We start from the raw sequence: 22489 nt of genomic DNA on the forward strand, positions 1-22489 counted from the left end.
GTTAAGGTAATCGTGACTGCCCGCCACGGGTCGACTTGCGCCAACGCGGGCGAACGCGGCTGCGTGTGCTACCGCTCTATACTTCCGTCACACGCGGCCCGGCGGGTCTGGCCGAGACATGCGCGAACCCAGGGGAGAACATCATGGCCTTCCATACCACGCGCGAAGCGCTGTCCCGCATTTTCTACCAGCGCTGTTTCTGGCTGTTTGTCGTGCTGCTCGCTCTCATCGGCGCGGTTTCGTTTGTCCCGGCGAGCGATAGTGGCCGCCTGTTCCTGAACGTCGTCAATATGTTTCTTCTGATCGCAACCGTGGCAGCGGTCGGACGCACGACACTGTCGTTTGCGATCGCGCTTTTGCTTGCCATTCCGGCCATGTGGTTCCAGTACCTCGGCCTTTGGCACGACGACGATAGCAGCCTTGCCGTATCCTGGCTGTTCTGCGCAGTGCTCTATTCCATCACGGTTGCCTATCTTCTGCGCTACGTTTTCCAGCCCAGGATCATGACGCCTGACAAGTTGTTTGGCGCGGCGGCGGCATATCTGTTGATTGGCGTGCTTTGGGCGTACATATACGCGAGCATCGGATTCTTCTATCCGAAGTCGTACATGATCGTCGGACAATCGGGGCGGCTCGTTTATGCCGACGCGCTTTACTTCAGCATCACCGTCCTCACAAGCACCGGCTTCGGCGACATCACGCCACTCACGCGCCCGGCGCGCGGCATGTGCATGGTGGAACAGATCACCGGCAGCTTGTTCGTCGCGATCCTGATCGCGCGCCTCGCCGGTGTGTACCCTCCGCGAGAGAGTTATACCGACGGCAAATCATAAGAAGCGCGACGTTCAGTCGTGCCTGCGTGATTGCCGGCGCGCACGGTTGCTGCTCGCCAGGTGCGAGGAGGTCCGCAGGGCCGCCGGGGCATCTCACCCGGGTTGAACCTGTTGGCAATCCGTTTGGAACCAGTGGTCGACCAGCCGCTGCGCCGCGTGTAGATCATCCGGGTAGTTTGGGTCGTCGTTCCAGGGCGCCGGGTCGTAGCCCGCCTTCCTCAACGCCGAAAGCTCGCTTTGGCGTTGCGCCTTCGTTGGCGACGGGTTGCTTTTCAGCGCGGCCAGGTCACGGCACTCCGTAGGGCTCAGATGCGGCCCGCTTTGTGGCGCGCCTGCGGTGACGCACCCCATCAGCATGAGCGCCAATGCAGCAAGCGTCGCGCAGTTTCTCGGGAGGGTTTTCATAGCGTATCTCCACGCGTCCGATAGGCACGACTCACGCGGCGCGACGCCGCCGGTCGCACTCGACTTCCGCGCATAGATTGCATTAGCGTGGCGACGCGTAGTGAGGCCGCCGGCGTCGATCGCCGCTTCTCCTGAATTGCACCTGCGTCGGCAGCGAGCAGGTCGAATGCAATCAGACTGTTGTTACGAGCAGTATATGAAAGAGTCGACCGTTCGGTTCCCTTATTTTGACGGACCGGGAGCGCCGGGGGTGGCGTTCGAGGCCCGAAGCCGACTGGAGACAGCGGGCTGCCAAATGACGATTGTGCGCCCTGCAGGCTCACTGCCACGCTTTCGCCGCTCCGCATTGGGCCGCAACCGATGGTGTTCTCGCCCGGCCAAGCCGATGCGCGTGCGAATTCACCAATCAGGAATCCAAATTAACAGTCAATCATCGCCGCCCCGGACAATCGCATGCGGGCTTCGTCATCAACTAACGCCGCTTGCTCGTTCGAACGCCGAAAGACCGCACGCACTCGTTGCCTGCCCTTATGCGTCGCAAACTTCAACATCGGCTTTGCCTCCATTACAAATACCCAACACACCTTCACACCAAACAACGCCGCCCGCGTTGCATCGGAGAACCCCACCCCGCTCGTCAGACAAATTCCCAACGCCCGTAAGCTAGCTGTAGATATGCGCGACAACTGGAAGCACCAGGTTCATCACCTAGATAAATCTGATTGACGATTTCGATGTCGTCTGACAACAATATCCATGGTGATCGGCCAGCCGCTCCTGTTCGATCTCTTCGCTGTAACCGTGCCTCTCCCGTTCGCAATAGCGTCGTCACGCGGCCTAAAGGCCGCCGAAGTCCAGCCACCCTGTCAGCGAAATAAATCAGCGAGATAAAATAGGAGAACGAATCAAATGACAACACAAGGCAAAGACGATCCCCTGCTTTCCGAAGGCCACACCAACGCTCCCGCCTCGCCCAAACGGCGCGCGTTCATGGCCTTTGCCGGCGCGTCCGCAGGCGCAAGCCTGCTCGCGGCCAGCCGCGGCGCGGCAGCAGCAGACTCCATGTTCCCCACGCCTGCCACCTTCGGCGGGCACCTTCCGCAGCCGCCAGGCCACGCCGCCGGCGACCCGATCTGGGGCCCGGACGGCCAGGCCACGGCCATCATCAGGAGGCTCGCTCACGTCGATCGCTCGCTGTTCAACCGCGCCGAATTTCACGTGACGAGCTACGGCGCGCGCACGCTCCCCGCCGCCGCGCTGATTACGTCGACCGCATGGCCGAGCGGCAAGATTCCATGGGTGACGGGCGGCACGGAGCAGACCGCGCATCCGACCAGCGACCTGCAAAGCCCGGGCTCCGGCGTGATGGTCCCGTGCGACTACACGGGCACGCAATACGACTCGTGCAGCGCATTCAACACCGCAATCATCGACGCGAGTCGCGCCGGTGGCGGCCGCGTGGTGATCCCGGCCGGCAACTGGTATTGCGGCGGCCCGATCGTGCTGCTGAGCCATGTGAATCTCCACCTGGAGTCGGGCTGCACGATCTATTTCAGTCCGAACCCGGCGGACTACGCGAAGAATGGCCCGTACAAGACGGCGAACGGCAATCTGTACCACACGCGCTGGCAGGCGAACGACTGCCTGAATTTCGGCTCGCCGATTTACGCCTTCCGCCAGACCAACATTGCCGTCACCGCCGACGACAACACCTGCGTGCTGAACGGTCAGGCGATGACGCCCATGCAACCCAGCACCCAGGCGCCAACCTCCTGCTGGTGGACCTACAAGGGAAGCAGCAACACGTACGGTTGCGCGGGCTCGTCAACGCCCTCGCAGGCTTATGCGAATCCGAACAACGTCGCGCTCACCAGCCTCCCCGCCGCGCAAATCCAGAACCCGCAGGCCAACGTCTCCTTCACGAATCAGTACGGAACGACAACTACCCTAATGGGCCTGCTCACGGGCACGGGCTGGAACCAGGACCAGAACTATCTGCCCGCGCTTTCCGAATTGCGCGTGCCGGTCGAGAACCGCATTTTCGGCAACGGTCACTATCTGCGTCCGTGCATGATCGAGTTCATCGGCTGCACGAATGTGTATTTGCAGAACTATCACACGCAGAACACGCCGTTCTGGCAACACCACCCCACCGACTGCACGAACGTGGTGATCGACGGCGTGTTCGCCGACAGCGTCGGGCCGAACAACGACGGCTTCGATCCCGACGCGTGTAACCACGTGCTGGTGCAGAACGTTCAGTTCAACACCGGTGACGACTGCATCGCGATCAAGTCCGGCAAGTACCTCGACACCGAGTACGGCCCGATGCAGAACATCGTCGTGCAAAACTGCACGATGCAAAGCGGGCACGGCGGTCTGACGATCGGCAGTGAAATGAGCGCGGGCGTGCGCAACGTCTACGCTCGCAACCTGACGATGCAAAATGAAAACTGGGCGAGCAATCCGCTGAATATCGCGCTGCGGTTCAAGAGCAACATGAACCGCGGCGGGTTCATCAACAACGTGTGGATCAACGGAGTGACGCTGTCCAACGGCGTGAACCTCGCCGGCAAGTACGGCGGCGGTTCGCTCGGCGCGGCGATCAGCAAGATCACGGGTACGGGAACGACCGGCCTTGCTACGAACCCGTCCACGGGCCAGGGCGGCCTGATCACGTTCGACTGCGACTACAGCCCGTCCGGCGACGCAGTACGCTGGAGTCCGTCCGTGATCAGCAACATCAATATTACGAACGTGAACGCGAGCAATGTCTCGGGCGCGGTGTCGTACTCGATGCCTTCGGGCTTCGCGGCCGGGTCGAACTCGTGCTTCCAGGCGCTCGTCATGCAGGGCCCCGAGGCCGTCGATTACAACGGTCCGCTGCCGGTGCCGACCGTGAGTCCGATCAGCGGCGTCACGATCTCGAACTGCAACCTCGGCAATCCGGTGTGCACGGGCGCAGTGCCGACCACGCCTGCAACGTCCGCATCGGCCGCGCCGGGTCCGGTCTTCGCGAGCAATGTGAGCGGCATTACGCTGACCAACGTGGTGATCGCCGGCACCACGTACAACACGTCGCTGACCGCACCGGCGACCTGATGCCAACGCACACGGACGCGGGCAGCCGCGTTCGTGTGCGTGGTGACTGGGTCGTCAGTGGGGTTCCTTGTCAGACGTTGGCTGCCGGGGTTGGCGCTTCGGCTCATCCCCCGATTGAACCGGTTCGCGCGTACAGGCGTCCGGTGGCATGACAAAGGGAATGTCGTCGCGGCAACACGCATAAACCGGAAACCCATACGCGTTCGTACCGACGATGGTCGTTGGCCCGTGCAGCGGGCACACCGCCTTCATGGCGCCTCCTGAAACGCATTGATCAACTGCTTGCAGCGTGCTCCTCGCGGCGCATAAGTCAAGCCTTCTTCACGTAGGCGCCGCACCAGCCTTTGGCGTCGACGATCTTGCCGCCATAGGTCGCGCACGGGCCATTCGGCGCGCCCGGCTTGCCCTGATACAACTGACAGTTCGCACAGGTCTGCCCGACCTGGAACTGCGGGAACTTCGTCTTGTCGACTTTGCTCGCGTCGGCTTTGTAGCCGAGCGCCATGGCGGTCGGATCGCTCTCGGAGAGCACCGGCGCGTCGGCGCGTGATTCGTTGGAAAGCACCGCCGTGGAAGCCACGGAGGCGGCGAGGATCATGAAGCGACGACGGGAAAACGGCATGGTGGGGCTCCTGAGCATGGAACGTACCCGGCTCTTGCTATTCGCCGATTTGTCGATCGACTGGTTCGGCCGATTCGTTCGCGGATTTTCCGTGTGCTACTTATTTATATATCTTCGTGCTGCGTTGTAAAGAACGGAAACATTACGCATCGCATACCGTCTCAATTAATTCGGCATCCAAATCAATTTTCGTGATGACCCGTGAACGCGGCGCCAAAACGGCGCCGCATTGCCTTCACCACGCCGCGCACACTTTGCCGAAATGCGCCCCGGCCTGCTGATGACGAAAGGCATCGGCCAGTTCGTCCAGCCCGAACGTGCGGTCGAGCACGGGGCGAATGCCGGCCTGGTCGAGCGCCGCGACGTACTCTTGTTGCTGGCGCCGGCTGCCCACGATCAAGCCTTGCAGGCGCGCCTGTTTCGCCATGAGCACAGAGGTCGGCACGGTGCCTTCGCGTCCGGTCAACACGCCGATCAGCGCGATATGGCCGCCCACGCGCACCGCGTCGATCGACTGCGCGAGCGTGCCCGGCCCGCCGACTTCGATCACGTGATCCACGCCCTTGCCGCCTGTGATGTCGCGCACGAGCGCGCCCCACTTTTCGTGCTGCCGGTAGTTGACCACGTGGTCGGCGCCCAGCGCTTTCGCACGTGCAAGTTTGTCGTCCGACGATGAAGTGACGATGACCGAAGCGCCCATCATCCGCGCGATCTGCAGCGCCGCGATCGATACGCCGCCGGTGCCGAGCGTCAGCACAGTGTCGCCCGCCTTGAGGCCGCCGTCGGCCACCAGCGCGCGCCATGCCGTGAGCCCCGCCGTCGTGATGGTGGCGGCTTCCGCGTGGGTCCAACCGCGCGGCGCGAGCGTGAAGGCACTCGCGGGCCGCACGGCGTGCAAGGTCGCGAAGCCGTCCGCGCCGTCGCCGGGCGTCTGCGCGAAGTTGCCCACGGCTTGCCACGGCGCGCCGTCCGTCCATTGCGGAAAGAAGCACGACACCACGTGGTCGCCGCGCTTGAACTCCGTCACGCCCGCGCCCACGGCCGACACCACGCCCGCGCCGTCCGACATCAGCACGCGTCCGTCCGCTGTGGGGATGGCGCCGTTGGCCACCAGCAGATCGTGAAAATTGAGCGACGTGGCATGCAGCTCCACGCGGATCTCGCCGGCGGCGGGCGCGCCGGGCTCGGGGATATCGCGCAGCTCGATCTGGTCGAGGCCACCCGGCGCACGCAGCACGGCGGCCTTCATGACCGTGCTCCCTTGGCCTTGCGCGCGGCGTCGACGAGACCGTCGAGCCAGTCCTGATGCCCGTTGATCATCGGATTCGGGCGCGTTTTCGCCAGCTCCACGGCGGGCTTGCCCTTCTGCGATTCCTGCGTGAGTACGCGCACGCGGCCGCCGGAGAGGTCTTCGATGAGCCATGCGTGGATCACGTCGAGACGCGTTTCTTCGTCGCCCTCGGCCCAGCCGTGCCACGCCACGCGCGCGGGCTGGCCTGCTGCAGGCGCCACGTACTCGGTCACTTTGGCCTGTACCGGAAAGCCGAAGGTCTTGAATTGGAAGCGCGCGCCCGCGCTCAGTTCGGGGCCCAGGCCGTCGTGAAAGCCGACGTCGGCGGAATTGCTGTAATAGCTCGGCCACGCGGTCGCTTTGTTGAGCAGCGGCCAGACGTCGGCGGTGGACAGGCCCGCGACGATCACTTCGTTGGAACAGAAGTTGTCGGTCGTGCCGGGCAAATAGTCTTCGGGCCAAAAAATCTCGTTCATGTTCGTTACCTTTCGATGCTGTCGGTTTAGGTGCGGTGGACACGAAACATCATGCGGGCTATGCTGAAATAAATCCAATCGCGGATCATTATTTCCTCCATAAACCGTGTTGATATCAGAATGCTCGATCTGAACCTCTTGCGGGCGCTCGACGCCCTGCTCGACGAACGCAACGTCACGCGCGCCGCGCAGCGCTTGTCGCTCACGCAGCCGGCCGTGAGCGCGATGCTGACGCGTCTGCGTGAGAGTTTCGGCGATCCGCTGTTCGTACGCTCGCAACGTGGCATCGTGCCGACCGAGCGCGCGCTGCAACTGGCGGCGCCGCTCAAGCAGGTGCTGAGTGAAATCGAGCAGATGCTGCAGCCACAGGCCTTCGCACCGGCCGAGGCCGAGATGACGCTCACGCTCGCCTCGACCGACTACGCGCTGCGCGCGGTGGTCGTGCCGTTTCTCGCGCGGCTGCGGGAAAGCGCGCCCGGCGTGCGGGCCGTGATCGTGCCGGTGCAGCACGAGCGCCTGCAGGCGCAACTGGAAAGCGGCGATGTGGATATGGCCCTGATCACGCCGGAAACCGCGCCAGCCGACTTGCACGCGCGGCGCCTCTTCGACGAGCGCTACGTGTGCGTGATGCGCGCGGATCACCCCGCTGCCGCGCGGCGCCTCACGCTGGAGCGGTTTTGCGCGCTCGATCACGCACTGGTGTCGTATGCGGGCGCAAGCCTGAGCGGTGTGACCGATGAGGCGCTGGCGCGCGTGGGGCGCGCGCGGCGCGTGACGGTGTCGGTGAACAGCTTTCTCGTGCTGCCCGACATTTTGCTGACGAGCGATCTGATTGCGGTCGTGCCGTCGCGGCTCGTGAAGGATGCAAGGGGAAGCGCGCAAGGGCTCGCCGTGATCGAGCCGCCGCTCGAGATACCGGGGTTCACCAAGACGCTCGCGTGGCACGAGCGCACACATCGCTCACCCGGGCATCAGTGGGTGCGCGCGCTGTTGTTCGAGACATGTGAGGCGTTGGCGGGCGCGACGCCCCGGTGATGCCGTCACGTATCGGCGCCCACTGCCCCCAACTCCACCCGCACTGCGCGCCCCAAGGTCTGCGCCACCGGCGATTGCGCCACGGCTGCGCGCACGATCTCGCGCGCCGCATCGGCCAATGGCGCTTCGCAGTGCACGGCAACGCGAAAACAAGTTGCTTCGTCGCTGCGCTCGACCTGCACCTCGACAGTCGGCTTCGGCACGCTCACGCCCGCGCGCGCCGCCGCCATCTCGATCGAGATGCACACGCAAGCCGCCAGAGCGCTTTCTAGCAGTTCGTGCGGACGCATGCCGGCCGCGCCGCCCTGACCGTTCTTGTGCGTATCGGCGAGCAGTTCGACGCGACCGTTGCTCACCGCCACGCAATACGGTTCACCGCGCCTCGTTGCCTTGACCATTTCGCTCTCCCCGTTCCGTATCGAAAGAGCCAAGCGTAAGCGCAACGCGGCGCGCGAAAAAGACGAGCGCGGCTACCGGTATCGGCGCCACCCGGCTAAGCATTCGAAGGTGACCCCGGGGAGATCAGCAGGAAGGGCTGCCGTTGGCCGTGCAGAACGCCGCGGGCGCACCCGCGATCAGGGGAAGCGGCATAACGGGCCGCGGAGGCGGCGGCGGAATCCTCACAGCGCCGCACCACGAGTTCGCGCTGCGCTCTGCATTGGGCAGGCAAGGAGCGAAGCGCTCGTGCAGATCTTCGGCGGCCTGCTCGTTGCGCTCACGCGCCTCGAGCGCGGGCTGCAGTTGTCCGTCCAGCCAGGACGCGAACGTGATGACGCAGCCCGCCGCGACGGCCAGCAGCACCAGCCTGGACTTGTGATTGCGCAGCGTGCCGAGCAAGCGCAGCGCCGCCGGGCGGCCTGCGATGGGCGTCTCGCGCCCGGCGGCGGCCCGCACTGCCGCTCCTTCGATGATTCTCGTTGCCACTGTTTATTCGTGTTGCTCTTGTGATTGCACCTGGCGCCCGTATAGAGGCATACGGGTTAACGGCAGGCCGAAGCAATTCGAAAGGGGACAGAGGAAAATATTTGAAGGATTCAGCCGCCCTCGCGCGAACGCTCCACAAACGCAAACACCGTTTCGCGAAACCGCTCCACCGCCGGATTGCGCACGGAGGGTTGGGTCACGAGATGAAGCGGTGCGCGAAACGCCTCGTCCCCGGCCACGCGGCAGTAGCGCACGCTCTCCTGCTGATAGCGCCGCATGGAAGCCGGCACGAGCGTCACGCCGCCGCCCGCAGCCACGAGATTGATTGCTGTGACCATGCGCGGCACCTCGTCGACCACGCGCAGCTCCACGCCCTGGGCTTCGCAGGCGCGCACGAAATCGGCGTACATGCCAGGCGCGCCTGGCCGCCGCACGAAAATGAACGGCTCGCCCGCGAGGCGCTTGAGCGACACCGCACGCGGACCCGCCAGCCTGTGCCCCACCGGCAGCACGAGCAGCATGTGCTCCTGGTCGATGCGCTCGAAGCGCAACTGAGCGGGCGTCTCGATCGGCTTGCGCAGGATCGCGACATCGACATGCGCGTTCATCATCATCTCGATGATCTCGGCCGCGTTGATCTCGCTAAGCTCGATGGCGATGTCGGGATGGGCTTCGCGATACGCGCGGATCACGGCTGGAGCTAGCGGATGAAACGCGGCCGAACTCGTGAGCGCCACATGCAGCTTGCCCACCTGCCCGAGCGCCACGCGCCGCGCATGCGTGACGCCCTGCTCCAGCGTACGCAGAAGGTTGCGCGCGCAATCAGCGAACGCCTCGCCCGGCGCGGTCAGCTCCACGCCGCGAGGCTGCCGCGTGAAGAGCGCAAAGCCCAGTTCCTGCTCGAGCTCCTGGATTTGCTGCGAAAGCGGCGGCTGCTGCATGTGAAGGCGCGCGGCCGCGCGCGTGAACTGGCGCTCTTCGCAAACCGCGAGGAAGTAGCGCAGGTGACGTAGCTCCATACGACGCTCCGGTATAGGTATTAAATATGGCAACCCCATCCGATATGTATTTTACATTTGCCGCGCAACTCCCTAGTCTGTGAGGCAAAACACCGACGACGACATCCGGAGACCCATGCAATCCATTCTCGAAGCAGACCCGGCCGCGCTCGACGCGCCCCACCTCACCACCTCGCAGGTCCGCCGCGCCGTGCTCGCCTCCGTCATCGGCAACGGGCTCGAGTGGTTCGATTTCCTCATCTACGGCTACTTCGCCAAAACCATCGCGCACGTGTTTTTCCCCGTGCAGAGCAGTTTTCTGTCGATCACGCTCACGCTCGCGACCTTCGCGATCGGCTTCGTCGTGCGGCCGTTAGGCGGTGTGGTGATCGGTGCGTTCGCCGACCGTTACGGGCGGCGCCGGACCCTTTCCGCGCTGATCGTGCTGATGGCGGCGAGCACCCTGCTCATGGGCGTCACGCCCGGCTATGCGTCGATCGGCATTGCCGCGCCGCTCATCGTGCTGCTCGCGCGCATTCTGCAAGGGCTTTCGGTGGGCGGCGAATTCGCCACCGCCGCCTCGATGCTCACCGAGTACGCGCCGCCCGGCCGCAAGATGTTCTACGGCAGCTTTCAGATGACGTCCCAGGCCGTCGCGCTGCTGCTGTCCTCCGCGTGCAGTTTTCTGCTCACCACGCATCTCACGCCCGCCGCGCTCGCCGCATGGGGCTGGCGCGTGCCCTTCCTGCTCGGCGCGCTGGTCGGCCCGGTGGGCTTCTATATCCGCCATAAGGTCGCCGAGTCGCCGGAGTTCGTGCAGCTGCGCGAGCGCCTGGGCCACGCGCCGCGCCAGTCCTTGCGCACGTTCCTGCGCGAGCGCGGCGACGCGGCGCTGTGCGCGGTGGGCGTGATCGCCGTGGGCGCGGCGACCAACTATCTCTGGCATTCGTACATGCCGCTCTATGTCGAGCGCCAGTTGCATCTGCCGCTCAAGAGCGCATTGCTCGGCACGGCGGCGTCGGGCCTCATCGGCATCGTCGGCTATCCGCTCGCGGGCAAGCTCGCCGACCGCTTCGGCGCCTACCGGCTCTTCCTGCCCGTGACGCTCGTCTGGATCTGCGCCGCCTGGCCGCTCTTCGCGTGGGTGCTTGCCGCGCCCACGCCCGAGCGCGTATTCGCCGCGCAAATGGTCGCGACCGTCGTGCTGAGTCTGATGTCCGGCGCGCACCCCGGCATGCTCACGCAGCTTTTCCCCACGTCCACGCGCTCCACGGGCGTCGCGCTCTCGTACAACATCGCCGTCACCTTGTTCGGCGGCATGGCGCCGCTCACGGTTTCGACGCTGATCGGCGTGACCGGCTCGCGCATCGTGCCGGCGTGGTATCTCATCGTCACGGGCATCGTCTCGCTCGTGCTGGTCTTCGCGAGCGTGTCGGGCCGGCGCCTGCTGCGCGAGCCCAACGCCTGGCCAGCGGAGTCGGAGTCGTAATGATCGAGCCGTCCATTGTGAGCAATGCGAGCACCGCAGGCGATGAACGCCCGCGCAACGAGTACCCCGTGCGCGCAATCGGCGATGTCCTCTTGCCTGTCGTCACGGCGCAAGGCAGCGGCACCGTGCCGATGTTCGTGGGCGGTTGCACGGCGAGCGAGCGAGCCACGCGTGCGCTTGTCGTGCTGCACGGCCGCCTGCGCGACGCCGACGCCTACTTGCGCTCGACACTGCGCGCTCGCGCCGCTTCGTCCGCGCATGACGACGCCACGCTCGTCGTCGTGCCGCAGTTCCTCGCAAGCGCCGATGTCGAACACCACCGCGCGCATGCGGACTTCCTGCACTGGGAGTGGACCGCGTGGATGGGCGGCGCCGATGCACGCGGCCCGGCGCCTTTGAGTTCGTTCGACGCCCTCGACGCGCTCGTCGCACAGCTTGCCGATCGCTCGCGTTACCCGGCGCTGCGCGAAATCGTGATCGCGGGGCATTCGGGCGGGGCGCAGGTCGCGCATCGCTACGCCATCTTGAGCGCCGCGCCCGAGCCATGCGCACGGCTCGGCGTGCCCCTGCGCTTCGTGATCGCGAATCCCTCTTCCTGGGTGTACTTCGATTCGTTGCGCCCGCAACCCGACGGCGGTTTCGGCCCTGCGGATCGCGCCGCGTGCCCCGAAGTCGACGACTGGAAGTACGGCATGCGCAAGCTCCCGCGCTACGCGGCGGCCACGCAAGATGCCACGATGCTTGAACACCGCTATATCGGGCGGGAAGTGGTCTATCTGGGAGGCGAACGCGACTGCGATCCCGCGCATGCGGCGCTCGACCGTTCCTGCGCGGCCAACGCGCAGGGGCCGCACCGTCTCGCGCGCGCCCGCGCCTACTACGCCTACCTGCGCGCAAGACATCCGCAGTTGCGGCATACGTGGTTCGAGGTGCCGGGTGCGGGTCACAACGCCGAGGCCATGTTCCTCTCGGAGCCCGGCATTCGCGCCCTGTTCGGTGCGCACGCAACGATCGATGCGGCGCGCGCAGCAGACCAGGCGCGAGGCGCAGGCGGCGCGGACGATTGAAACGGGCGGCCGTCGTATCATAGCGGCTCGATTCCTGCCGGATGCGCCCGCCCGGCCGCCCAACGACCGCCATGAGACGCCTTCCCCCGCTCAACGCCCTGCAAATCTTCGAAACGGTCGCCCGCTACGGCAGCTTCACGCGCGCGGCCGAGCATCTTTGCCTCACGCAAGGCGCCGTGAGCCGGCAAATCCTCACGCTCGAGCAGTATTACGGCCTGCCGCTCTTTCGCCGCTCGGCCAAGGGGCTCACGCTCACCGCAGAAGGCGAGCAGCTGCTGCCCGCCGTGCGCGACGGCTTCGGGCGCATCGAGGAAGCCTCGCAACGCCTCACGCGCCAGCGCACCGAACTGGCGCTCAAGGTGCCGACCTGCGTGATGCGCTGGATGCTGCCGCGCATCATGCGCTTCCAGAACGAGCATCCCGACCTGCAGATCCAGATCACGACCACGTGGGGGCACGAAGTCGACTTCCAGGCGGAGCCGTTCGACGCGGCGATCATCTACGGCTCGTCGCCCGGCGCCGAGGTGCACGCGGTGCCGCTCTTCGACGAATACCTCACGCCCGTCTGCACGCCCGAGCTGCTCTCGCGCCGCCCGCTCGTCAAACCCGACGACCTCGCGCACCAGACCCTGCTGCACCCTACGCGCGACCACGCCGACTGGCGCCTGTGGCTCGCGCGCGCGGGCGCGAAAAAGGTCGATGCCGATCTCGGCCCCACGTTCGAGTCGCTCGATCTCGCGGCCACTGCGGCCATGCAGGGCTTTGGCGTCGCCATAACCGACCGCACGCTCGTGCGCGAGGATGTCGAGACACGGCGCCTCGTCATGCCGTTCGAGCTCGCCGTGCCCACGGGCTCGCGCTACTATTTCGTGTACCCCGAGTGCGTGGCGCAGCAGAAGAAGGTGCAGTTGTTCAGCGAGTGGATCGAACAAGACCGCGCAGCGCCGTAGTGCGACCGTCCATGCCGCCGCCCATGCCGCCATGAATACCGCCATGAGCGCCGTGCATGGCGGGTATGAGAATTAATCGATTGCACGCGGGCCGCTCTTTCGGCGTAATGGGCCGCTTCGTGCGAGGCACGCTCAGTGCGCGGCCTTGCACCTTTCAAGTCACGCGGCCGCGCGCCGCCCGAAGGGAGACCGACCATGCAGAGCGCTGCCCAGCCCCGCTCGAAGCTGCCCGATGTAGGCACGACGATTTTCACGGTGATCGGCCAGCTTGCCGCCGAGCATCAGGCGCTGAACCTCTCGCAAGGCGCGCCGAATTTCGACCCGAGTGCGAAACTCGTGGACGACGTGGCCGCCGCCATGCGCGCGGGCCACAACCAGTACGCGCCGATGGCGGGTCTCGGTGACTTGCGCGAAGCGCTCGCCGCCAAGTTCGAGACGCTTCACGGCGCGCACTACGATCCGTCGAGCGAAGTCACTGTGCTTGCGAGCGCGAGCGAAGGCCTCTACTCCACGATCAGCGCGCTCGTGCATCCCGGCGACGAAGTGATCTACTTCGAGCCCTCGTTCGACAGCTATGCGCCCATCGTGCGCCTGCAGGGCGCGAAGCCCGTGGCGATCAAGCTCGCGCAGCCGCATTTCCGCGTGGACTGGGACGCGGTGAGCGCGGCCATCACGCCGCGCACGCGCATGATCATCGTGAACACGCCGCACAATCCCACGGCCACGATATTCGGCGAGGACGACATCGCGCGGCTCACGGCGCTCACGCGCAACACCGACATCGTGATTCTCTCCGACGAAGTGTACGAGCACGTCGTGTTCGACGGCGCGCCGCACCGGAGCATGGCGCGCTACCGCGAGCTTGCCGAGCGCAGCGTGATCGTGTCGTCGTTCGGCAAGTCGTATCACGTCACGGGCTGGCGCGTGGGCTACTGCCTCGCACCCGCCGCGCTGATGGACGAGATCCGCAAGGTCCACCAGTTCATGGTGTTTTCGGCCGACACGCCCATGCAGTATGCGTTCGCACAGGCGCTTGCCGAGCCGCAAAGCTATCTGGGCCTTTCAGCGTTCTACCAGCACAAGCGCGACCTGCTCGCACGCGCACTGGAAGCCTCGCGATTCGAACTGCTGCCGAGCGAAGGCAGCTTTTTCATGCTCGCGCGCTTTCGCGCCTTCTCCGAAGAGCGCGATAGCGACTTCGTGCTGCGGCTCATCCGCGATGCCCGCGTGGCGACGATTCCGCTCTCGGCGTTCTACACCGACGGTACCGACGAAGGCATCATCCGCCTGAGCTTTGCCAAGGATGACGAAACATTGCTCGAAGGCGCGCGCCGCCTGTGCGCGATTTAAGGCAACGGCGTTCGTAACACAACGAAACTCTTAGGCAAACTGATAGGCAATGATAGGCAAGGAGATCACCATGAAGCGACTCAACGCGCTCCTCGCGCTCGCATGCGTGTACGGCGTGCTCGGCCCGGCATCGGCGTTCGCCGACGCGAACCTGTTGCGCTTCGGCGTAGAAGCCCAGTATCCACCGTTCGAAACCAAGGCCTCGGACGGCACGCTGCAGGGCTTCGATATCGACATCGGCAATGCCGTGTGCGCGAAGGCGAACATGACCTGCAAATGGGTCGAGACGTCATTCGACGGCCTGATTCCCGCACTGCAAGGGCGCAAGTTCGACGCCATCAACTCGGCGATGAACGCCACCGAAAAGCGCCGCGAGGCCATCGACTTCACCACGGTGATCTATCGCGTGCCGAGCCGCCTGATCGCGCGCAGCGACAGCGGGCTCGTGGCCACCGCAGCGTCGCTCAAGGGCAAGCGTGTGGGCGTGCTGCAATCGTCGATTCAGGAAACCTACGCAAAGGTGCACTGGGAGCCGGCGGGCGTGACGGTCGTGCCCTACCAGGACCAGAACCAGATTTACGCGGACCTCGGCGCGGGACGCCTGGACGCAACGCTCGTGCTCGCGCCGGCCGGCCAGAAGGGCTTTCTTTCGCAGCCCGCAGGCAAAGGCTTCGCGTTCGTGGGTGAGGCCGTGCGCGACGACAAGATCCTGGGCAGCGGCGTGGCCTTCGGCATCCGCAAGGGCGACACGGCGCTGCGCGATCGCCTGAACGCGGCCATCGCGAAGATCGAGTCCGACGGCACGGTCACGTCGCTCGCCCGCAAATACTTCGGCGATATCGACGTTTCGCCGAAGTAAGAGCGCGCACTCAGGGGCAGGCGCACGCGCTTCAGCGGTCAGCGCCGCCCCTGCCGCGAATTGCGGTTCACGTGAGCGTCGTTCTTGGTGCGCTCCTGGTGGGCGTCTGCGCCCCAGCGGTCCGTGTCCTCCTGCCCGCTTTCCACGTCGCTATACCCCTGGCGGCCCACCGAGCGCGGCTCATGCGGGTGACGCCGCGCCAGCGGCTCACTGCTTTCGTGCTGCGGATGCTTGACGTGCGTGCCGTCGTCGTTCGGGCTCTCGTGATGCTTCATGGCTGCCTCCTTGCCGGCGCAATACGCCGCTTGCCAGTTAGCGCATCGGGCGTGCCCGGACAATGGAACGCAGCTAGCCCGCCGCTGCCGCCGAGCGCTCCAGCCGCGAGCGCGACGAGGCGTGCAGCCCGACGTTCGCCACCAGAGCGATCAACGCCGATCCGCTCACGTACCACGCAGGGGCCGCGAGTGATCCGCTCATGCGCACGAAGGCCGCGCAGAGCAACGGCGCAAAGCCGCTGAACACAACCACCGAAACGTTGTACGCAAGCGCAATGCCGCTAAAGCGCACCTGCACCGGAAAGAGGTCGGCAAGCACCGAGGCCCACGTGCCGCTTGCGAGCGAGAACACCAGCGCCGCGAGCACGAACAGCACGACCACGTTCACGCTGTGCGCCGCGAGCGCCGTATAGAACGGCCACGCAAGCGCGGCGAGCAGCACGCACGAAATACGCAGCAGGTATCGGCGCGGCACGAAGTCGCCCACCCAGGCCGCCGCGAGCAGTCCCACCGAACTCACGAGCAAATACGCATTCTGCGCGAGCGCAGCGTCGCGCGGCGCGTAGTTCAACGTCTGGATCAGATACGCGGGCATGTGACCGTAGAGCACGCCGTTGAAACCCGCCATCACCGCGATCGAGAGCGCACCGCCCACCACCGCGCCGCGATGATGGCGCAGCGTTTCGCGAAACGGCTGCTTCACCACCGCGCCCTGCATCTGCTTGAACTCGGGCGACTCGTCGAGATTGCGGCGCAGCAGATACGAAACGATGCCGCACACACCGCCCACGAGGAACGCAATACGCCAGCCGTAGCTCGCGGCGTCCGCAGGGCTGAGCGTGGACTGCACGGCGAGATTGACGATCGTCGCGAGCATCACGCCCGTATTGATCGCGCAGACGATCACGCCCGCCGCGAGGCCCGCGCGGCGCGGCGCCGCCTCCACCGCATAGGTGATCGCGCCCGGCATTTCGCCGCCCACGCAAAAGCCTTGCAGCACGCGCAAGCCAATCAGCGCGATGGGCGCGGCAATGCCCCAGTGCGCGTAATTGGGCAACAGGCCCATGCAGATCGTCGCTACCGTCACGACGACGATCGAGCCCACGAACACGGGACGTCGGCCAATGCGATCGCCAAGGCTGCTGAGCACAATGCCGCCGAGCGGCCGGATGATATAGCCGATGGCAAGCACCGAAAACGTCAGCAGCATGCTCACGAGCGGGTCGCTCGCCGGAAAGAATTGCGCGGCGATCGAGTGGGCGAAGAAGCCGTAAATCACGAAGTCATAGAATTCCAGCGAGCCGCCCAGACTCGCTATGAGGATCATCTTCCATTGGGCGCGGCTCAGGCCCGGCGCGGCGGCCTGCGACACAGGCAGTGAGGGGGTCGTCTCCATTTGCTCTCCTTAATGATTGGACATGGCGGCGCTTTTGGGTTGCTAGCGGATCTTCGTCCTGCGCCTCTTTCTTCAAAAGCGTCGGCCCGGGCGGCCGCGTTCCCTTGCGGGCCGCCCTGAAGCCTGGTCAAACCGGATCAAGCTGCCGCGGCCTCGCACCGCTGCGGCGCACGCGCAACGCCTGCGCGTTCGAGCAGTGCATCCAGTTCGCCCGCGTCGCGCGCCACGCCGCCAACGTAGCGGTCGGGCCGCAGCAATACAGCGCGCGCTCCAGTTTGCGCGAGCCAGGTTCGAAGCGATTCGTGCGAAGCGGGAACGATCGCCACGCGCTCGCGTTGCGCCGCGTTCGCAAGCGCGTCTCGTGCGTGCACCGCCAGCACTTCGTCAACGATCAGCGCGAAGCGATAGCCCACCGCGTCGTCAAGACGCGTACCGTCGTCGAACACGGGTTGCGGCCCGATCTCGCCACCAGCCTCGCTTGCGTGCCAGCCCGGCCCCAAGCGCGGTTGCGGCGTGCGGAACTCGCGAATCGCCGCCGTCATCTCGCGGTCGCGCGCGGCCACAGCGTTGCTGTCGGTGGCCTGAATCACGCCGCCTAACTGCACCGCCGTTTCGATGAACGTGCGCACATGCGGTTCGCGCTCGCTCTCGTAGGTGTCGAGCAGCGTTTCCGGCAGCGCGCCTTCGATCACATCGGCGAGCTTCCATGCGAGGTTCGAAGCGTCGCGTATGCCCGCGGCCATGCCCTGCCCCATGAACGGCGGCGTCTGATGCGCCGCGTCGCCCGCGATCAGCAGCCTGCCGCGCCGCCAGCCCTGCGCGATCACCGAATGGAACGTGTAGATCGCCGAGCGTTCGAGTTGCGCGTGCTCGGGCGTGATCCATCGTGCGAGGCGCTCCCAGATCCATTCCGCCGTGCCGACACGGCGCTCGTCGTCGCCCGGCATCACCATGATTTCCCAGCGGCGGCGGTTGTGCGGCCCGCGCGTGTAGGTGGTCGGGCGCGCGGGGTCGCAGTACTGGATCGAGTAGTCGCCGAGATCGGCGCGCTCGCCCGCGAGCAGCACGTCCACTACGACCCAGCGCTCGTGCGATTTCAGATCGGCGAGTTCCGTGCCGATGAAGCGGCGCACCGTCGAGCGCGCGCCGTCGCAACCCACCACGTAACGCGCCGTCGTGTGAGCGAGACGCCCTTGCACCGTATCTTCGAAGCGAATGCGCACGTGGTCGTCGCGTTCGTCGAGCGCGAACACCTCGTGCCGCAAACGCACGTCGGCCCCGCCGCGCGCACAAAGTTGCGCGCGCAACGCCCGTTCGAGATCCGGCTGATGAAACTTGTAGCTTGCGCACCAGCCCTGAGGGCCGATGCCGCCGGGCCGGCTCCAGTCGATCATCAGTTCGCCGCGCGCGTTGACGAACTTCATGCCGGGCCCGACGAAGAGGTTCGGCAGCAGCGTTTGCGCAATCCCGACAGTCTGAAACACGCGCATGCATTCGCCGTCGAAGTGCACGGCGCGCGGCAGCTGGAACACGTCCTTGTCGCGCTCGAACACCACGACCTTCAGGCCGCGCAGCGTGAGCAGACTGGCGAGCGTCGCGCCGGTCGGCCCGAAGCCGATGATCGCGACATCATAGTCGGGCGCCGGATTTGCTTTGCATACCGAATTGTTTACGACATCCTTCATCCCATTCACCTGATACATGGCTAACTGCGTGGATGACCGCGCCGCCCGCATGGTGCGGGCGGCGTCCTGCAACTTACGCTTCGTCCGCGACGGGATTCCTGAGCGTGCCGATGCGATCCACCTCGACCTCCACCACGTCGCCATGCCTCATGAAAAGCGGCGGATTGCGCTTCGCGCCCACGCCGCCCGGCGTGCCGGTCACGATCACGTCGCCGGGAAACAGCGGCGTGAAGGTGGAGAGATACGCAATCTGCTTCGCAATGCCGTGAATCAGCATCTCCGTGGTCGCGCGCTGCACTTCCTGGCCGTTCAGGCGCGTGACGAGCGTCATCAGCGCATTCGGCTCGATCTCGTCGCTCGTGACCATCCACGGGCCGAACGCGCCCGTGCGGTAAAAGTTCTTGCCGGGTCCCCATTGGCCCGTGTGGCGCTGCCAGTCGCGCACCGAGCCGTCGTTGTAGCAGCTGTAGCCCGCGATATGACGCCACGCGTCGGCCTCGGCGATGCGCCGCCCGCCCTCGCCGATGATCACGGCGATCTCGCCTTCATAGTCGAACTGCGTGGACTCGCGCGGACGCAGCATGGGCTCGCCCGCGCCCACCTGCGACGCCGGCAGACGCATGAAGATCACCGGCTGCTCAGTGGTTTCGCGGTTGGTCTCCTTCACGTGCTCGGCGTAGTTCAGGCCCACGCAGAAGATCTGCTGCGGATTCGGAATCACGGGTTCGAGCGCGACTTCGGCGAGCGGATAGTCGCCCTTGCCTTCGCTTGCGGCCCGCTCGGCTTCTGCAAACGCTCCCGCCGCGATCAGCGACTTGAGGTCTGCATAGCGGCCGCCAAGCCGCTTCTTGAGGTCGAAAACCGCGCCGTCGCGCACAACGCCGAACGACGAACCTTCATGGGTGGAAAAGCTGGCGAGTTTCATGATGCTCCGATGATAAAGAGTGGATTTCCCTTGGAATCGAAACGCGTATTTCTTGGTGCGTTTATCGTATTTTGAGAATACACTACGAAAAACACGCAACACAACTTGATTTTTATCAGGGTTTATCACTACGACTGGAGACAGCATGACTGTGCCGAACACCGAATCAACCACGAGGCGAACCGGCCTCACGCTCAGCCACATGGGCTTTTTCGTGACCGATATGACGAAAGTCGAAGACTTCTATACGCGCGTGCTCGAATTCACGGTGACGGACCGCGGCACGCTGCCCACACCGCGCGGCGCGGTCAGCCTGGTCTTTCTCAGCCGCGATCCGCGTGTGCATCACCAGATCGTGCTGGCGAGCGGCAGGCCCGAGCAGTTGCCGTTCAATCCGATCAACCAGATTTCACTGGAAGCGGACAGCCTCGCCACGCTCAAGCGCTTTCACCGGCGCTTCGTGGAGGAAGGCATGGAGGAAATCGTGCCGGTCACGCACGGCAATGCGATCTCGTTCTATGCGCGCGATCCGGAGGGCAACCGGCTGGAGATTTTCATCGACACGCCGTGGTACGTGGATCAGCCCATGCGTGTGAGCGTGGACTTCACGCTGCCCGACGAGGCGTTGCTGGCCGAAGTCGAGCGCCATGCGAGCACGTTGCCGGGTTTCCGCCCGCGCGCGGTGTGGGAAAGGGAGATGGCGGCGCGTATGGGCGTAGCGTGACGCCGCACCGCGGCTTTATGACTCGATCAGCGCACGCACGCGCGTGGAAATGCGCGCGGCGGCGTCCTTCACGGCTTCGACCACGCGTTCCAGGTTGAAGAACGCGAGGCGCTGCTCGGGCACGACGAGTGCAAGCGAGGCCACGGCTTCGCCGGATGCGTCGGTAAAGAGCGGCGAAGCGACGGCGGACATGCCCGCTTCGAGTTCACCCTTCGAGAGATAGAAGCCCGCGCGGCGGATCTTGAGCAGACTCGCGCGGAATTCTTCGAGCGAGTTGCCCAGTCCGCTAGCCGCGATGTCCTCGGGGTACTGCTCGAACAACGCGGCGAGCTTCGCCTTGGGAAACGTGGAGAGGATCGCCTTGGGCGCGGCGCCAAGAAAGAGCGGGCGCGGACGTCCGCGTCCATAGCGCAGGTCGAACACGGCGTCGTGCGATTCCCGATGGGTATCGACGAGTTCGTTGCCATACCAGCGCGACATCACGGCGTCGAAGCCCGATTGCTCCGCCAGCTCGCGCATGACCGGCTGCCCCGCCTTGAGCAGCGGATCGGAAATACGCAGATGGTAGTCGAGCGTGATGATGCGCGGGCCCAGGCCATATTCGCCGCCCACGAAGCGCAGCAGCATGCCGGTATCGACGAGTTCACGCAGATAGCGGTAAGCGGTCGGCACCGAGCATTGCAGTTCGGCCGCCACCTGTTCGGCGGAAAGAAAAGGCCGCGCCTCGGAAAAGAGTTCGAGGATGGACAGCAGTTTCGCAATGCTCGACAAAGGCCGGTCTCCGGTCACGCTTGGGGTGGCCAATTATAGCGGCACGCCCGACCGCGTTCGTGCCCCGCAAACCGGGCGCCACATGCAGAACCGCCGCATTGCAGGGCACGCTTTATACGTGCCCTGCAATGCGGCGGTCGGTACGGATTACCGGTGCCTGCGGGTGCCTGCCGATGCAACATGCGCCGCGCATCCATCAGTCGAAATTCGCCTGACATCATTCATGCGCGGTACATGTTTGGCATAGCGTTACTGCATGTGCTGGCCGCCGTTGATAGGAATATTTGCGCCGGTCACGAAGCCCGCTTCGTCCGAGCACAGGAACAGCACGAGCGCCGCGACTTCACCGGGGTTGCCAAGGCGGCCCATGGGAATTTGCGGCAGGATCTTCGTGTCGAGAATGTCCTGAGGAATGGCGGTCACCATTTTCGTGGCCAGATAGCCCGGCGAAATGGTGTTCACGGTCACGCCCTTGCGCGCCACTTCGAGCGCGAGCGACTTCGTGAAGCCGTGCATGCCGGCCTTCGCGGCAGCGTAGTTGGTCTGGCCGACCGAACCCTTCGAACCGTTCACCGACGAAATGTTGATGATGCGGCCCCACGCGCGCTCGACCATGCTGTCGCACAGCGGCTTCGAAATGTTGAAGATCGAGTCGAGATTCGTGCGCAGCACGGCGTCCCAATTGACCTTGTCGAGCTTGCGGAACGTCATGTCGCGCGTAATGCCCGCGTTGTTCACGAGAATATCGACGGGGCCGATCTCGCTCTGGATCTTCTGCGCGCCACGCTGGCACGAGTCGTAGTCGGCTACGTCCATGCCATAGGCGTGGAATTCGCGGTCGGTCTCCTTCATGCGCGCCAGCCAGTCTTTGGCGCCCGCGTTATCGGGCGAATGCGTCACGACGACGCGATAGCCCGCATCATGCAGCTTCACGCTGATGGCCTCGCCAAGGCCGCCCATACCACCTGTCACCAATGCAATACGATTAGTCATCCTATATATCCGCGAGAGTTGAGCGTCAATCAAACCGTGGCGTCACGCATCATGCGCGCAGGCGCCACATGCACTGTTGCCCCGCTTCGTCTTTCCACCCAAGACGAGAACAAGGCGAATACCGCGCGGCTTCTGATTAATTTCTGGTATTGCGCGTGGTTGCTACTACTGGCGGCTCGCCGCTGCTTGCGCGTGCGACGAGCCGCTTGCTGCCTGGTTACTACGCTGCCTATTGCCTTAAAAGCGCAATCAAGCGCGTTCGAGCGCGAGCGCCACACCCATGCCGCCGCCGATGCACAGCGAGGCGAGACCACGCTTG

Annotated in this window: 23 protein-coding genes; 10 read left to right on the forward strand and 13 right to left on the reverse strand. The window is 65.0% G+C overall.

Translation table 11 applies throughout. The features are described from left to right. The first annotated feature begins 143 nt into the window (after window positions 1–143). Window positions 144–833, forward strand: a complete 690-nt coding sequence (locus U5A58_RS24505; RefSeq protein ID WP_321936904.1) for a potassium channel family protein — start codon at window positions 144–146, stop codon at window positions 831–833. 93 nt (window positions 834–926) lie between these two features. Here the strand turns inward: U5A58_RS24505 and U5A58_RS24510 are convergent, their stop codons facing one another. Further along, window positions 927–1238 carry a DUF4148 domain-containing protein gene (locus U5A58_RS24510; RefSeq protein ID WP_321913221.1) on the reverse strand — a complete coding sequence of 104 codons (312 nt, stop codon included), beginning with the start codon at window positions 1236–1238 and terminating at the stop codon, window positions 927–929. A gap of 909 nt (window positions 1239–2147) precedes the next feature. Here U5A58_RS24510 and U5A58_RS24515 point away from each other — a divergent pair. Next, a complete protein-coding gene (locus tag U5A58_RS24515) occupies window positions 2148–4340 on the forward strand; it encodes a glycoside hydrolase family 28 protein (RefSeq protein WP_321963396.1) in 2193 nt (730 codons plus the stop codon). Window positions 4341–4650: 310 nt separating this feature from the next. Here the strand turns inward: U5A58_RS24515 and U5A58_RS24520 are convergent, their stop codons facing one another. The 3 genes from U5A58_RS24520 to U5A58_RS24530 all read right to left on the reverse strand — a co-directional run bounded on the left by U5A58_RS24520 (window position 4651) and on the right by U5A58_RS24530 (window position 6729). Beyond that, a complete protein-coding gene (locus U5A58_RS24520; protein WP_321963397.1) occupies window positions 4651–4962 on the reverse strand; it encodes a high-potential iron-sulfur protein in 312 nt (103 codons plus the stop codon). Between the two features lie 235 nt (window positions 4963–5197). Beyond that, window positions 5198–6211 (reverse strand): NAD(P)-dependent alcohol dehydrogenase, encoded by a 1014-nt coding sequence (locus tag U5A58_RS24525; RefSeq protein ID WP_321913218.1) that lies wholly within the window; start codon window positions 6209–6211, stop codon window positions 5198–5200. After that, window positions 6208–6729 carry an SRPBCC domain-containing protein gene (locus U5A58_RS24530; protein WP_321963398.1) on the reverse strand — a complete coding sequence of 174 codons (522 nt, stop codon included), beginning with the start codon at window positions 6727–6729 and terminating at the stop codon, window positions 6208–6210. The genes U5A58_RS24525 and U5A58_RS24530 overlap by 4 nt, the downstream gene beginning before the upstream one ends. Window positions 6730–6849: 120 nt before the next feature. Between U5A58_RS24530 and U5A58_RS24535 the strand changes: the two genes are divergently transcribed. Further along, window positions 6850–7764 carry a LysR family transcriptional regulator gene (locus tag U5A58_RS24535; RefSeq protein WP_321963399.1) on the forward strand — a complete coding sequence of 305 codons (915 nt, stop codon included), beginning with the start codon at window positions 6850–6852 and terminating at the stop codon, window positions 7762–7764. Window positions 7765–7769: 5 nt separating this feature from the next. Here the strand turns inward: U5A58_RS24535 and U5A58_RS24540 are convergent, their stop codons facing one another. From U5A58_RS24540 to U5A58_RS24550, 3 genes are all read right to left on the reverse strand, one after another. Next, complete coding sequence (locus U5A58_RS24540) at window positions 7770–8162, reverse strand: OsmC family protein (RefSeq protein ID WP_321963400.1); 393 nt, start codon at window positions 8160–8162, stop codon at window positions 7770–7772. A 124-nt stretch (window positions 8163–8286) separates the two neighbouring features. Beyond that, on the reverse strand, window positions 8287–8688 hold the full coding sequence (locus U5A58_RS24545) for a hypothetical protein (protein WP_321963401.1): 402 nt from the start codon (window positions 8686–8688) through the stop codon (window positions 8287–8289). Window positions 8689–8798: 110 nt separating this feature from the next. Next, window positions 8799–9707, reverse strand: a complete 909-nt coding sequence (locus U5A58_RS24550; RefSeq protein WP_321963402.1) for a LysR family transcriptional regulator — start codon at window positions 9705–9707, stop codon at window positions 8799–8801. Between the two features lie 115 nt (window positions 9708–9822). Here U5A58_RS24550 and U5A58_RS24555 point away from each other — a divergent pair, with 115 nt between their 5' ends. The 5 genes from U5A58_RS24555 to U5A58_RS24575 all read left to right on the forward strand — a co-directional run bounded on the left by U5A58_RS24555 (window position 9823) and on the right by U5A58_RS24575 (window position 15401). Next, entirely contained in the window at window positions 9823–11175 is a 1353-nt protein-coding gene (locus U5A58_RS24555; protein WP_321936895.1) for an MFS transporter, read from the forward strand. Beyond that, complete coding sequence (locus U5A58_RS24560) at window positions 11175–12242, forward strand: hypothetical protein (RefSeq protein ID WP_321963403.1); 1068 nt, start codon at window positions 11175–11177, stop codon at window positions 12240–12242. Before U5A58_RS24555 ends, U5A58_RS24560 begins: the two co-directional genes overlap by 1 nt. Before the next feature lie 71 nt (window positions 12243–12313). Further along, complete coding sequence (locus U5A58_RS24565) at window positions 12314–13192, forward strand: LysR substrate-binding domain-containing protein (RefSeq protein ID WP_321963404.1); 879 nt, start codon at window positions 12314–12316, stop codon at window positions 13190–13192. A gap of 195 nt (window positions 13193–13387) precedes the next feature. Beyond that, window positions 13388–14542, forward strand: coding sequence for a pyridoxal phosphate-dependent aminotransferase (locus U5A58_RS24570; protein WP_321963405.1), 1155 nt, complete (start codon window positions 13388–13390; stop codon window positions 14540–14542). Between the two features lie 70 nt (window positions 14543–14612). Next, a complete protein-coding gene (locus U5A58_RS24575; protein WP_321936890.1) occupies window positions 14613–15401 on the forward strand; it encodes an ABC transporter substrate-binding protein in 789 nt (262 codons plus the stop codon). A 38-nt stretch (window positions 15402–15439) separates the two neighbouring features. On the opposite strand, the gene U5A58_RS24580 is transcribed toward U5A58_RS24575, so the two are convergent. From U5A58_RS24580 to U5A58_RS24595, 4 genes are all read right to left on the reverse strand, one after another. Next, on the reverse strand, window positions 15440–15676 hold the full coding sequence (locus tag U5A58_RS24580) for a hypothetical protein (protein WP_321963406.1): 237 nt from the start codon (window positions 15674–15676) through the stop codon (window positions 15440–15442). 73 nt (window positions 15677–15749) lie between these two features. Continuing rightward, entirely contained in the window at window positions 15750–17072 is a 1323-nt protein-coding gene (locus tag U5A58_RS24585; protein ID WP_321963407.1) for an MFS transporter, read from the reverse strand. 137 nt (window positions 17073–17209) lie between these two features. Continuing rightward, complete coding sequence (locus U5A58_RS24590; RefSeq protein ID WP_321963408.1) at window positions 17210–18757, reverse strand: bifunctional 3-(3-hydroxy-phenyl)propionate/3-hydroxycinnamic acid hydroxylase; 1548 nt, start codon at window positions 18755–18757, stop codon at window positions 17210–17212. A gap of 73 nt (window positions 18758–18830) precedes the next feature. Next, on the reverse strand, window positions 18831–19682 hold the full coding sequence (locus tag U5A58_RS24595; RefSeq protein ID WP_321963409.1) for a fumarylacetoacetate hydrolase family protein: 852 nt from the start codon (window positions 19680–19682) through the stop codon (window positions 18831–18833). A gap of 145 nt (window positions 19683–19827) precedes the next feature. Here U5A58_RS24595 and U5A58_RS24600 point away from each other — a divergent pair, with 145 nt between their 5' ends. Beyond that, window positions 19828–20406 carry a VOC family protein gene (locus U5A58_RS24600; RefSeq protein ID WP_321963410.1) on the forward strand — a complete coding sequence of 193 codons (579 nt, stop codon included), beginning with the start codon at window positions 19828–19830 and terminating at the stop codon, window positions 20404–20406. A 15-nt stretch (window positions 20407–20421) separates the two neighbouring features. Here U5A58_RS24600 and U5A58_RS24605 read toward each other — a convergent pair whose 3' ends face one another. Both U5A58_RS24605 and phbB read right to left on the reverse strand, forming a co-directional pair. After that, a complete protein-coding gene (locus U5A58_RS24605; RefSeq protein ID WP_321913202.1) occupies window positions 20422–21177 on the reverse strand; it encodes an IclR family transcriptional regulator in 756 nt (251 codons plus the stop codon). Window positions 21178–21426: 249 nt separating this feature from the next. Then, window positions 21427–22170 (reverse strand): acetoacetyl-CoA reductase, encoded by a 744-nt coding sequence (gene phbB / locus U5A58_RS24610; protein WP_035514360.1) that lies wholly within the window; start codon window positions 22168–22170, stop codon window positions 21427–21429. An 18-nt stretch (window positions 22171–22188) separates the two neighbouring features. Between phbB and U5A58_RS24615 the strand changes: the two genes are divergently transcribed. Next, the coding region (locus U5A58_RS24615) for a hypothetical protein (protein WP_321963411.1) at window positions 22189–22489 on the forward strand (301 nt) is incomplete at its 3' end.

The organism is Paraburkholderia sp. J7, from assembly GCF_905220155.1.
Classification (GTDB): Bacteria; Pseudomonadota; Gammaproteobacteria; order Burkholderiales; family Burkholderiaceae; genus Paraburkholderia.

Coding starts and splice junctions, on each gene's coding strand:
- U5A58_RS24505 (WP_321936904.1), top strand. CDS start 144: ATGGCCTTCCATACCACGCGCGAAGCGCTGTCCCGCATTTTCTACCAG.
- U5A58_RS24510 (WP_321913221.1), bottom strand. CDS start 1,238: ATGAAAACCCTCCCGAGAAACTGCGCGACGCTTGCTGCATTGGCGCTC.
- U5A58_RS24515 (WP_321963396.1), top strand. CDS start 2,148: ATGACAACACAAGGCAAAGACGATCCCCTGCTTTCCGAAGGCCACACC.
- U5A58_RS24520 (WP_321963397.1), bottom strand. CDS start 4,962: ATGCCGTTTTCCCGTCGTCGCTTCATGATCCTCGCCGCCTCCGTGGCT.
- U5A58_RS24525 (WP_321913218.1), bottom strand. CDS start 6,211: ATGAAGGCCGCCGTGCTGCGTGCGCCGGGTGGCCTCGACCAGATCGAG.
- U5A58_RS24530 (WP_321963398.1), bottom strand. CDS start 6,729: ATGAACGAGATTTTTTGGCCCGAAGACTATTTGCCCGGCACGACCGAC.
- U5A58_RS24535 (WP_321963399.1), top strand. CDS start 6,850: ATGCTCGATCTGAACCTCTTGCGGGCGCTCGACGCCCTGCTCGACGAA.
- U5A58_RS24540 (WP_321963400.1), bottom strand. CDS start 8,162: ATGGTCAAGGCAACGAGGCGCGGTGAACCGTATTGCGTGGCGGTGAGC.
- U5A58_RS24550 (WP_321963402.1), bottom strand. CDS start 9,707: ATGGAGCTACGTCACCTGCGCTACTTCCTCGCGGTTTGCGAAGAGCGC.
- U5A58_RS24555 (WP_321936895.1), top strand. CDS start 9,823: ATGCAATCCATTCTCGAAGCAGACCCGGCCGCGCTCGACGCGCCCCAC.
- U5A58_RS24560 (WP_321963403.1), top strand. CDS start 11,175: ATGATCGAGCCGTCCATTGTGAGCAATGCGAGCACCGCAGGCGATGAA.
- U5A58_RS24565 (WP_321963404.1), top strand. CDS start 12,314: ATGAGACGCCTTCCCCCGCTCAACGCCCTGCAAATCTTCGAAACGGTC.
- U5A58_RS24570 (WP_321963405.1), top strand. CDS start 13,388: ATGCAGAGCGCTGCCCAGCCCCGCTCGAAGCTGCCCGATGTAGGCACG.
- U5A58_RS24575 (WP_321936890.1), top strand. CDS start 14,613: ATGAAGCGACTCAACGCGCTCCTCGCGCTCGCATGCGTGTACGGCGTG.
- U5A58_RS24580 (WP_321963406.1), bottom strand. CDS start 15,676: ATGAAGCATCACGAGAGCCCGAACGACGACGGCACGCACGTCAAGCAT.
- U5A58_RS24585 (WP_321963407.1), bottom strand. CDS start 17,072: ATGGAGACGACCCCCTCACTGCCTGTGTCGCAGGCCGCCGCGCCGGGC.
- U5A58_RS24590 (WP_321963408.1), bottom strand. CDS start 18,757: ATGAAGGATGTCGTAAACAATTCGGTATGCAAAGCAAATCCGGCGCCC.
- U5A58_RS24595 (WP_321963409.1), bottom strand. CDS start 19,682: ATGAAACTCGCCAGCTTTTCCACCCATGAAGGTTCGTCGTTCGGCGTT.
- U5A58_RS24600 (WP_321963410.1), top strand. CDS start 19,828: ATGACTGTGCCGAACACCGAATCAACCACGAGGCGAACCGGCCTCACG.
- phbB (WP_035514360.1), bottom strand. CDS start 22,170: ATGACTAATCGTATTGCATTGGTGACAGGTGGTATGGGCGGCCTTGGC.